General features: G+C 69.2%; 13 protein-coding genes. 9 read left to right on the top strand and 4 right to left on the bottom strand.

All coding sequences use genetic code 11. The features are described from left to right. Positions 1–57 precede the first annotated feature (57 nt). The 4 genes from KD1_RS01680 to KD1_RS01665 all read left to right on the top strand — a co-directional run bounded on the left by KD1_RS01680 (position 58) and on the right by KD1_RS01665 (position 3200). Complete coding sequence (locus tag KD1_RS01680) at positions 58–840, top strand: SDR family NAD(P)-dependent oxidoreductase (protein ID WP_217995770.1); 783 nt, start codon at positions 58–60, stop codon at positions 838–840. 104 nt (positions 841–944) lie between these two features. Continuing rightward, positions 945–1574, top strand: a complete 630-nt coding sequence (locus KD1_RS01675; RefSeq protein ID WP_083541903.1) for a YceI family protein — start codon at positions 945–947, stop codon at positions 1572–1574. A gap of 258 nt (positions 1575–1832) precedes the next feature. Beyond that, the gene (locus KD1_RS01670) at positions 1833–2402 is read left to right on the top strand and encodes an NADPH-dependent FMN reductase (protein WP_068396620.1); all 570 of its coding nucleotides are present in this window, start codon (positions 1833–1835) and stop codon (positions 2400–2402) included. Positions 2403–2624: 222 nt separating this feature from the next. After that, the gene (locus tag KD1_RS01665) at positions 2625–3200 is read left to right on the top strand and encodes a DoxX family protein (protein ID WP_245627232.1); all 576 of its coding nucleotides are present in this window, start codon (positions 2625–2627) and stop codon (positions 3198–3200) included. Between the two features lie 81 nt (positions 3201–3281). On the opposite strand, the gene KD1_RS01660 is transcribed toward KD1_RS01665, so the two are convergent. After that, the gene (locus KD1_RS01660; protein WP_068396618.1) at positions 3282–4451 is read right to left on the bottom strand and encodes an acyl-CoA dehydrogenase family protein; all 1170 of its coding nucleotides are present in this window, start codon (positions 4449–4451) and stop codon (positions 3282–3284) included. Positions 4452–4483: 32 nt separating this feature from the next. On the opposite strand from KD1_RS01660, the gene KD1_RS01655 reads away from it, so the two are divergent. Continuing rightward, positions 4484–5629, top strand: coding sequence for an LCP family protein (locus tag KD1_RS01655; protein WP_083541902.1), 1146 nt, complete (start codon positions 4484–4486; stop codon positions 5627–5629). 33 nt (positions 5630–5662) lie between these two features. Here the strand turns inward: KD1_RS01655 and KD1_RS01650 are convergent, their stop codons facing one another. The 3 genes from KD1_RS01650 to KD1_RS01640 all read right to left on the bottom strand — a co-directional run bounded on the left by KD1_RS01650 (position 5663) and on the right by KD1_RS01640 (position 7485). Then, entirely contained in the window at positions 5663–6463 is an 801-nt protein-coding gene (locus tag KD1_RS01650; protein WP_068396612.1) for an SGNH/GDSL hydrolase family protein, read from the bottom strand. Further along, positions 6460–7137, bottom strand: a complete 678-nt coding sequence (locus tag KD1_RS01645; RefSeq protein ID WP_068396609.1) for a uracil-DNA glycosylase — start codon at positions 7135–7137, stop codon at positions 6460–6462. Before KD1_RS01645 ends, KD1_RS01650 begins: the two co-directional genes overlap by 4 nt. A 123-nt stretch (positions 7138–7260) precedes the next feature. Further along, on the bottom strand, positions 7261–7485 hold the full coding sequence (locus tag KD1_RS01640) for a three-helix bundle dimerization domain-containing protein (RefSeq protein WP_068396606.1): 225 nt from the start codon (positions 7483–7485) through the stop codon (positions 7261–7263). 182 nt (positions 7486–7667) lie between these two features. On the opposite strand from KD1_RS01640, the gene KD1_RS01635 reads away from it, so the two are divergent. From KD1_RS01635 to KD1_RS01620, 4 genes are all read left to right on the top strand, one after another. Next, on the top strand, positions 7668–8318 hold the full coding sequence (locus KD1_RS01635) for an HAD hydrolase-like protein (RefSeq protein ID WP_169795312.1): 651 nt from the start codon (positions 7668–7670) through the stop codon (positions 8316–8318). Between the two features lie 130 nt (positions 8319–8448). Next, positions 8449–8739, top strand: coding sequence for a DUF3263 domain-containing protein (locus KD1_RS01630; RefSeq protein WP_217995769.1), 291 nt, complete (start codon positions 8449–8451; stop codon positions 8737–8739). Between the two features lie 11 nt (positions 8740–8750). Further along, a complete protein-coding gene (locus KD1_RS01625; RefSeq protein ID WP_068396597.1) occupies positions 8751–9209 on the top strand; it encodes a GNAT family N-acetyltransferase in 459 nt (152 codons plus the stop codon). After that, positions 9206–9649 carry a hypothetical protein gene (locus tag KD1_RS01620; RefSeq protein WP_068396594.1) on the top strand — a complete coding sequence of 148 codons (444 nt, stop codon included), beginning with the start codon at positions 9206–9208 and terminating at the stop codon, positions 9647–9649. The genes KD1_RS01625 and KD1_RS01620 overlap by 4 nt, the downstream gene beginning before the upstream one ends. The last annotated feature ends 38 nt before the right edge of the window (positions 9650–9687 follow it).

The raw sequence follows: 9687 nt of genomic DNA, 5'->3' as shown, positions 1-9687 counted from the left end.
CCGGCTGGAAGCACCGACTGACCAACTGACCGATCAACGCAGAGAGCAGAGCACCAGATGACCAACATGTTCGACCTGACCGGGAACAAGGCCCTCGTCACCGGCGGTGGCTCCGGCATCGGCCTGGCCATGGCCGAGGCGCTCGCCAACGCCGGCGCCACCGTGACGATCTGGGGCCGCTCCCAGTCCCGCCTCGACGCGGCGCTGGAGACCCTCAAGGCCACCGGCGCGCAGGTTTTCGCCCAGACCGTCGACGTCACCGACTCGGCCGCGGTGCGCACCGCGATGGACGAGACCGTCGACCTCATGGGCGGGCTCGACACGGTCGTCGCCAACGCGGGCGTCTCCGGTCGCGGCGCGGCGATGATCGACGCCACCGACGAGGACCACCGCCGCGTCCAGGCCACCAACGTCGACGGGGTCTACTTCACGATCCGTGAGGCCGGGCGGCACATGGTCGAGCGCGCCAAGGCCGGTCAGCCCGGAGGATCGATCATCACCATCGCGAGCATGGCCGCCATCGAGGGCGCCGGCCGCAACGCGAGCTACGGAGCGTCGAAGGGCGCGGTCGTCGCGATGTCGAACGCCGCCGCGGTCGAGCTGGCCCGCTACGGCATCCGGGTCAATTCCGTGCTCCCCGGCTGGGTCGAGACTCCGTTGACCGAGGTCAGCCAGACCAACGACAAGTTCACCGAGCACGTCATCTCGCGGGTACCGCTGGGCAAGCGCTGGGGCAAGGCCGCGGAGTTCGGTGGCATCGCGGTCTACCTGGCCAGCGACGCCTCGTCGTTCCAGACCGGCAGCAAGGTCGTCATCGACGGCGGGTACTCGATCTTCTGAGTCGAGAGGCGCCTGACGAGCACGAAAGTTGAATACTTGACAAGACAACCATTCGGGTGGATAGTTTAACCGTCAACAACGACTCCTCACGATAGGTCCCCGTCATGGCTTTCAACCTCTTCCGCAAGAACACCGCCGAAGCAACCACCGCCACCACCACCGCGCCCGTCGCCACGGCGCAGCGCGTCGCCAGCCCGCTGAACGACCTTGACGGCACGTACGTCATCGACGGCTCGCACTCCTCGATCGGCTTCGTCGCCCGCCACGCGATGGTCACCAAGGTGCGCGGCACGTTCGGCGACGTCGTCGGCACCGCCACCACGGGCGCCAACCTCGCCGGTGCGAAGATCGACGTCACCATCCAGGTCGACTCGGTCGACACCAAGTCCGCCGACCGTGACGGTCACCTCAAGTCCGGCGACTTCTTCGACGTCGAGACGTACCCGACGATCACCTTCGTCTCGACGAACATCGTCGCGGCCGGCGCCGACGTGCTGTGCGTCACCGGCGACCTGACCATCAAGGACGTCACCAAGCCGGTCACCATCGACTTCGACTACAACGGCTCCGCGCTCGACCCGTTCGGCAACACGCGCATCGGCTTCGAGGGCTCCACCGTCGTCGACCGCAAGGACTTCGGCCTGACGTGGAACGCCGCGCTCGAGACCGGCGGCGTCCTCGTCTCCGACAAGATCACCCTCGAGTTCGAGATCTCCGCGATCAAGAACGCCTGATCAGTCACACCTTCGAGCCGCCCGCTCGCGGTTCCGTCGTGTCACATGCGTTGCCCTGGCCACGAATGTGACACGACGGGAGCGCGGTGCGGGCGGCTTTGCCGAGAAGGTGCTGGAGCGAGTCGCGCCCGGTCGGTGACGGCGATCCGTGCTGCCGGGGTCGGGTGGCGCAGTAGCGTGGGATCGCCGTACTTCGCTCCTCGATGGTCGTGATCCACACCGACGTGGGTGACGATCCCTGATCCCCCGGAGGCATGCATGAGCACGTACAAGGTCGGCTACTTCGTTGGCAGCCTGTCGTCGACGTCGATCAACCGTCAACTGAGCAAGGCCCTGATCAAGTTGGCTCCACCGGACCTGGAGTTCACCGAGATCCCCATCGGCAACCTCGCCCTCTACAGCCCCGACTTCGATGCGGACTACCCGCCGGAGGCGCGGGCGTTCAAGGAGGCCATTGCGTCGTGCGATGCGGTGCTGTTCATTACCCCGGAGTACAACCGGTCGATCCCGGGCGCGTTGAAGAACGCGATCGACTGGGCCTCGAGGCCGTGGGGGCAGAACTCCTTCGACCACCTGGCTGCGGCCGTCATCGGCGCCTCGCCGGGTGGGATCGGCACGGCGGTGGCGCAGCAGAGCCTGCGGGCGGTACTGAGCTTCTGCAACGCCCGGCAGATGACTTCGCCGGAGGCGTACATCACCATGACGCCGGGCCTCATCGCCGAGGACGGCGAGGTGTCCGACACAACGACGACGGAGTTCCTGGCGAACTTCATGAAGGAGTTCCGCGAGCACATCCAGCGGGTGCTGACGGTGCTGCCGCGGGCGTGATTGCCGGAGCGCGGTGACGGTGCGGGGTGTCCTGGATCACACCCCGCACCATGGTCGCGCCTTGGTGTCAATGTCAGATGGTGTGTTTTGCATCACAGTTGTGGCTATTCGCCCGCGGGTCGTCCAGATGCTCGCAGAATTGAAGTGTCCCCGGACAGCACACCCCTCCGGGGACCGTCAACCGAGAACCCCTCGGGTGCACGGACTTCTCAGGAGGACCAGATGAGCACCATCGCACACGCGGCGCATTCATCCCATCGCCACATCATCGGCGGCGACGAGGTGTACCAGGAGGAGATCGTCCACTCGGCGACCCTGCGCGGGTTGCTTGCCGGTGGTCGAATCCTCATTGGGTGGACGTTCCTGTGGCCGTTCCTCGACAAGCTCTTCGGCTTCGGGTTTGCCACCCCGTCCGAACGCGCGTGGATCAACGGCGGCACGCCGGCACAGGGATTCCTGAACAACACGACCGGCCCCTTCGACGGCTTCTTCCACGCGATCGCCACGCCGTTCGCCGACTGGCTGTTCATGGCCGGCCTGCTCGGTATCGGCGTCGCGATGATGCTCGGTGCAGGCGTGAAGCTCGCGGCGTGGACCGGCACGCTGTTGCTGTTCTTCATGTACCTGGCCGAGTTCCCGCTGGGGCAGCCTGACACCTTCGTGGCGGTCAACCCCATCACGGACTCGCACTGGATCGAGGCAGCGCTCCTGCTGATCTGCGCCTACACCCTGTCGGGCGACACGTTCGGCCTGGGCAAATGGTGGGCGAAGATCGTCGGCAACGGCTGGCTCCGCTGAGTTCACACCCGACCACCGACCCCGCGGTTCGAGGTATTAAGGGACGTTGCAACGTCCCTTAATACCTCGAACCGCGTGAGGTCAGGTGCGGGCGTCGCCGAGGACGTGCCGCGAGATGACCAAGCGCTGGATCTGGTTCGTGCCCTCGAAGATCTGCGTGATCTTGGCGTCACGGAAGTACCGCTCGGCCGGGAAGTCCTGGGTGTACCCGGCGCCGCCGAGCACCTGAACGGCATCCGTCGTCACCTTCATCGCCGCATCCGAGGCGACGAGCTTGGCGACAGCAGCCTGCTTCGAGAACGGGCGGCCAGCGTCCTTGAGCCGCGCGGCGTGCAGGTACGTCGCGCGGGCCGACGTCACGGCCGCCTCCATGTCCGCGACCATGAACGCCAGACCCTGGTTGTCGCCGATCGGCCGACCGAACTGGTGGCGCTGCGTGGCGTACGCGGCGGCGAGGTCGAGCGCCGCCTGCGCCAGACCGGTGGAGGCCGCAGCGATCCCGAGGCGACCGGAGTCGAGTGCGGCCAGGGCGATGTTGATGCCCTGGCCCTCGCTACCGAGCAGGTTCTCGCCCGGCACGCGCACGTTCTCGAAGATGACCTCGCCGACGGTGTCACCGTGCAGGCCCATCTTCCGCTCCGGCTGGGCAAAACTCAGGCCCTCGGTACCGGCGGGCACGTGCAGGCACGACAGGCCGCGGCCGCCGTCGTTGCTGGTGCGCACGAAGCAGGTGTAGTAATCCGCGTGACCGGCGTGGCTGATCCACGCCTTGCGACCGTTGATGACCCAGTCGTTGCCGTCCTTGGCGGCGCGGGTGGTCATCGAGGCGATGTCGGAGCCGGCCTGCTGCTCGGAGAGGCAGTACGCCCCGAGCTGCTCACCCGACAGCATGCCCGGCATCAGCGCCGCGCGCTGGGCGTCGGTGCCGTACTCGGCCACTGGGTACGCGGTCAGCGAGTGCACCGACGTGCCGACGGCCACGGACATCCACGCCGACGCGATCTCCTCGACGACCTGGAGGTAGACCTCGTACGGCTGCCCGCCGCCACCGAACTCCTCCGGGTACGGCAGCGAGAGCAGCCCCGCCTGACCGAGCGTGCGGAACGCCTCGGTCGGGAACGCGTCACCGGCGGCCGCGGCCGCCGCCTCCACGTCGCCGGCCTTCGGGCGCAGCTCCTTGTCGCAGATCTCGCGGGTCAGGTCGATGAGTTCCTGCCCCTCTTCCGTGGGCATGATCCGAGTCGCAGGCATGCCAGCGATCCTAGGGGGCCTACGGTGGAGAGGTGAACCGCAGGTCCGATCGCCTATCGCCACGCCGCTCCGTCGCCCGTTCTTCGGTGGTGGCGCTCGCCGGCGTCCTGGCCCTGGCCGGGTGCAGCGGCGGCTCCGAGCCGGCCGCCCCGACGTCGTCGACGTCCACGACGACCAGCTCGAGCTCGGCTCCGGCCACCCCGGCCTCGCTCGTGGCCAAGGGAGCGCCGACGGGCCTGACCCCGGTGCTCAAGCGCCAGTACGCCGCGGCGACCGCCCCCGTGCGCGGCACTGTCACGACGGGCACGTGGAAGGGGCAGCGGGTCGCCGTGTTCGTTGCCGGCAAGGACGCCACGCTGGCCGTCGCGCCGCCGTCGCCCTCGACCGATTGGCGGATCGTCGGTGGGTGGTGGCCGTCGCTCAAGCGTGGGGCGGATCTCGGTGGCCGCACGCACGTGTTGCTCATCGGCTCCGACGCCCGCCCGGGGCAGGACCCGACCCGCACCCGCGGCGACGCGCTGCAACTTCTCGGGGTCGACGGCAAGGGTGGTGGCGGAATCCTCGGCTTCGCCCGCGACCTGTACGTGCCGGTCGCCGGACACGGCACGACCCGCATCAATGCGGCGCTGTCGTTCGGTGGCCCGCAGCTGCAGACGAGCACGGTCAGTGCCCTATCGGGGATCCAGATCGAGGGTTACGTCGTCACCGGCTTCGAGGGCTTCGAGAAGATCGTCGACGACCTGGGCCAGTTGCCGTACACCTCGGATGTCGTTGTCAAGGGTGACGCCTCGCACGCCAACGTGCGCAAGGGCTACCAGCGGCTCAACGGCCGTGAGGCACTCGCGCTGGCCCGGGAGCGCAAGACCCTGCCCGGTGGCGACTTCGACCGCTCGGCCAACCAGGGGCTCATCCTCGCGGCCGGGATGCTCGAGGCGCGCCAGCAGGGGGTGGGCACGCTGCCGCAGTTGATGACGGTCGTCTCGCGGCATGCCGAGTCCGACCTGACGGCCGCGCAGATGTTGCGCATCGGGGCGTGGGCCTACCGGTTGGAGCCGGCGATGGTCGGCCACGGCGTCGTCAAGGGCACGCCGGTCATGCGCGGCGGCGCGAGCGTGGTCGAACTCGACTCCGCGAGTCGGACGTTGATGACGAACTTCAGGGACGGCCGGTTGCCCTGACCCGACACCCACGCGCGGCGGAGCGTCGTGGGGTCAGGGGAGCGGACGCAGCTCCGGCCGTTTGCCGACCCGACCGTCGCCGCTGCTTCGCCCGGTCACGCGCCGCTGCACCCAGGGGCCGGCGAACTCCTTGAGCCACACCGCGTCCTCGCGCAGCGTCTGCGTCAGCGGCGCCTTCGGGCCGCGTTCGAGTGGGGTCGCCCAGTCGGTGTCGCCCGTGCGCACACCGAGCTCCTGCGCCGCGGCCAACGCGATGCGGCGGTGCCCCTCGGGGGTCATGTGGATGCGGTCCTGCGCCCACATGCGCCAGTCGCGCAGGAACGCGAAGCTCCACTGATTGATGACGTACGCCCCGTGGCGACGCGCGATCGAGAGCAGGTTGGCCGTGTGCACCGCGTGCCGCCCGCGCAGTCCGGTGAGCAACCCGGCGTTGGCGGTGTCGGTGGGGGTGGCGAGCAGCACGTCCGCGCCCGTGGCCCGGATGGTGATGACCGCCTGCTCGATCCGCGCTCCGATCGCGTCGACGTCGACCCTCGGGCGCAGCAGGTCGTTGCCGCCCCCGACCATCGAGACGAGATCGGGCTGCTGCGCCAGCGCCAGGTCGAGTTGGCGGTCGAGGACGTCGGCGAGCAGTCGGCCGCGCACCGCGTGGTTGGCGTACGCGAACTCGGCCCCGTGCTCGCGGGCGTGGCGGTCGAGGTGCTCGGCGAGGCGGTCGGCCCAGCCGAGGTACTCGTCCGGGGCGCCGGGCCGGTCGTCGCACATGCCCTCGGTGAATGAATCGCCTATGGCGACGTAGCGGCTCCAGACGGGGGTGTCGGCGTGGCGGTTCATGGCAGGCTCCAGTCGATCGGTGCGGCGCCCTGGCGGGCGAGAAGGTCGTTGGCTCGGCTGAACGGGCGGGACCCGAAGAACCCGCGGCTGGCCGACAGCGGTGAGGGGTGGGCGCTTTCGATGGCCGGCAGGGGCGCGAGCAGTGGGGCTAGATTGCGCGCGTTGCGGCCCCACAGGATCGCCACGAGCGGACCGCCGCGGCGGGCCAGCGCCTCGATCGCGGCCTGGGTGACGTCCTCCCAGCCGCGGCCCTGGTGGGAATTCGGTTCGCCGGGCCGGACCGTCAGGCACCGGTTGAGGAGCATGACGCCGCGCTGCGCCCACGGGCCGAGATCGCCGTTCGAGGGCGGCGGCACGCCCAGGTCGTCGACGAGTTCGCGGTAAATGTTGATCAGGCTGCGCGGCAGCGGGCGCACGTCGGGCGCGACTGAGAACGACAGGCCGACGGCGTGGCCGGGGGTGGGGTAGGGGTCCTGGCCGACGATGAGCACACGCACGTCGGGGAGCGGAGTGGCGAACGCGCGCAGCACGCGGTCGCCGGCCGGGAGGTACCCGCGGCCGGCGGCGAGTTCGGCGCGCAGGAATTCGCCCATCCGCGTGATGACCGGCTCGACCGGGGTGAGGGCGTCGACCCAGGTTGGGTGGACGAGCTCGTCGAGCGGGCGCGGACTCATGGCGTCGAATCTACAAAAATCCCCTCCGAGTGATGGTTACGGGCCGCTCGAACCGCGCTGAGGCGACCCGAAACCATCACTCGGCGGGGGTGAGCGCGGTGCGGGGCGGGGGGCGGAGCGCGGTCAGGCCAAGTCGTGGAGCACGGTACGGGCCCGGTGCTCCACGAGGCAGGCCAGGAACTCGAGGTGTCGGTCGTTCGTCGCGAGCTCCTGCGTGGCGGTGCGGACGATCTGCGCGACCTGCTCGGGCGTCGCCGTGTCGGCGTACTTCTCGGTGAGGTCGGCGCGCACGTGTTCGAGGGCGTCCTCCACCGTGTGTGCACTGGGCTGGATCTGGGTCTTCCACATGACGCACCTCCTGATTAGTGGGTTAACAAAAGGTTAACAGAAGGTGAACTGCGAGTGGTAGGGGTGTGGGTTTCCTTCGCCCCCTGCCCACTTCGCTCACGTTGCGACACCGTGGCCAGGGCTGCGACCTCTGCCGAGGTGTGGCAAGGTGAGCAAGGTCGGTGCCGGGCTACAGTGCTGAGGTGACTGAAGCGCGCTGGCCCATCGTCCTGTTCGACTTCGATGGCACGGTGGCCGACACGGTCGACCTCATCCTCGCCTCGCACCACCACGCGACCGAGGCCGTGCTCGGGTACCGCCTCGACGAGGACCTCATCAAGTCCTACATCGGCCGCCCCTTCGGCCCGCTCTTCGCCTCGATCGCCCCCGACAAGGTCGATGAACTCGCCGCCGTCTACACCCCCTACAACTGGGGTCACATTGGCGAATGGGTCAAACCGTTCCCGGGCATGGGCGACGTCATCCACGGCCTGACCACCGCGGGCGCCCGCACCGGCATCGTCACCTCCCGCATGCGCGAACCCACCGAGACCGGCCTCGAGGCGCTCGGCCTGACCCACGCCCTGCCCCTCCTGGCACCGGCCGATGTCACCGAGCTCCACAAGCCGTACCCCGAACCGCTGCTGCACGCCCTCGACCTGCTCGGCGCCCCCGCCGAGCAGGCGGTCTACGTCGGCGACGCGGTCTTCGACGTTCAGGCTGCGCACGCCGCCGGCATGGCCAGCATCGCCGTGACCTGGGGCGCCGGCACCCGCGACGACCTCATGGCCGCCAACCCCACCCACCTCGTCGACACCCCCGCCGAGCTCGGCGCGGTCCTCCTGACCGTCTGAGTCGACGTCCCGGGTGTGGGTCCTCACCAACCGTGCCGAACCGCGCTCCGGCACGCCGATGGCGAAGAATCACAACCGTGTAACTCGGCTGTAGGATGGAATTCAGACCATCTGACCCGGAGGAATAGCTGTGAGTGTTGCCGCTGGACGGCACGTCGACACCGGCGCGTCCGACCTGACCGAGCGTGACCGCGAGATCCTCGCCTTCGAGCGCCAGTGGTGGAAATACGCCGGCTCCAAGGAGCAGGCCATCAAGGACCTGTTCGACATGAGTTCGACGCGCTACTACCAAGTGCTCAACGCGCTCATCGACAACCCGAACGCCCTCGCCGAGGACCCGATGCTCGTCAAGCGTCTGCGCCGCCTGCGTGCCCAGCGTCAACGCACACGCTCGGCCCGCCGTCTCGGCATCGAACTCTGACCGGAGCCGTCATGGTCAACGTGGGCGAACCGCGGATCCGCCCGGCCCAGGCCGACGATGCCTTCATCGTCGCTGCCCTGACCCTGCAGTTCGCCCGCGACGTCGGGGCCAAGGCGGAGAGCGGTTTCCTCGACCGATGCGCGGACGCCTGGTTGCGCAACCGTCGCCTCCAACCCGCGTGGATCGCCGAGTTCGCCGGCCAACACGCCGGCCTCGTGCGCGCGACCGAGATGCCGTTCCCGTGGCCGGGCGATCGCGCCGACAACCGCCTGTGGGTCGATGTGCTCTACGTCGGGCCGGCATTCCGCAAGATCGGGTTGGGCGAGGCGATGCTGCGCGTCGCCATCGAGCACGGACGCCAGATCGGAGCGCGGCAGGTGCGCCTTCGCGCCGAACCGAGCGCCCGCGCGCTGTACCAGAAGGTCGGTTTCGAGGACCCGGGCACGCTCATGGAAATGGCGCTCGTATGAACCCCTGGGCCACCGCCGCCGGGTTGGCGGCCATCAAGCGCTCGCTGATCGAGGCGATCCCCGGGTGGCGCGCGCCGGCGGCCTTCGCGGTCGGCACGGTCGATGACGCGGGCGACGATGCGCGGTTTCCCCACACCAACACCGGGCGGAGCGCCGAAGGGCTGGCTCCCGTCCTGCTCGCCACGGTCCTGGGGCACGACGGGTCCACCGCCACGCTCGACCTCGATCGCGCCGACCTGAAGGCCGCGATCGAGACCTTCGCACAGGCCCGCGCCTGCACCGACGTGCCGCACCCGAACCTCGAGGCGTGGGAGACAGTGCTCGCCGAGATCCGCCGCAACCCGGAGCGTCGTGCGGTCGCGGTCTGGGTCCGCGACCGGGGTGACGTCGAGACCTCCCCGGCCGACACCGCGCTCCGCCACGCCACCGGCCTCGCCTGACGCACACGTTGAGTGATGGTTTCGGGCCGCCTCAGGCG

Source organism: Kribbia dieselivorans NBRC 106261, from assembly GCF_001552435.1.
Lineage (GTDB): Bacteria > Actinomycetota > Actinomycetes > Actinomycetales > Dermatophilaceae > Kribbia > Kribbia dieselivorans.
This window is presented reverse-complemented; position numbering and strand designations above follow the sequence as displayed.

Excerpts from the sequence above, each read along its gene's own strand:
- KD1_RS01680 (WP_217995770.1), top strand. The coding sequence starts at position 58 with ATGACCAACATGTTCGACCTGACCGGGAACAAGGCCCTCGTCACCGGC.
- KD1_RS01675 (WP_083541903.1), top strand. The coding sequence starts at position 945 with ATGGCTTTCAACCTCTTCCGCAAGAACACCGCCGAAGCAACCACCGCC.
- KD1_RS01670 (WP_068396620.1), top strand. The coding sequence starts at position 1,833 with ATGAGCACGTACAAGGTCGGCTACTTCGTTGGCAGCCTGTCGTCGACG.
- KD1_RS01665 (WP_245627232.1), top strand. The coding sequence starts at position 2,625 with ATGAGCACCATCGCACACGCGGCGCATTCATCCCATCGCCACATCATC.
- KD1_RS01660 (WP_068396618.1), bottom strand. The coding sequence starts at position 4,451 with ATGCCTGCGACTCGGATCATGCCCACGGAAGAGGGGCAGGAACTCATC.
- KD1_RS01650 (WP_068396612.1), bottom strand. The coding sequence starts at position 6,463 with ATGAACCGCCACGCCGACACCCCCGTCTGGAGCCGCTACGTCGCCATA.
- KD1_RS01645 (WP_068396609.1), bottom strand. The coding sequence starts at position 7,137 with ATGAGTCCGCGCCCGCTCGACGAGCTCGTCCACCCAACCTGGGTCGAC.
- KD1_RS01640 (WP_068396606.1), bottom strand. The coding sequence starts at position 7,485 with ATGTGGAAGACCCAGATCCAGCCCAGTGCACACACGGTGGAGGACGCC.
- KD1_RS01625 (WP_068396597.1), top strand. The coding sequence starts at position 8,751 with ATGGTCAACGTGGGCGAACCGCGGATCCGCCCGGCCCAGGCCGACGAT.
- KD1_RS01620 (WP_068396594.1), top strand. The coding sequence starts at position 9,206 with ATGAACCCCTGGGCCACCGCCGCCGGGTTGGCGGCCATCAAGCGCTCG.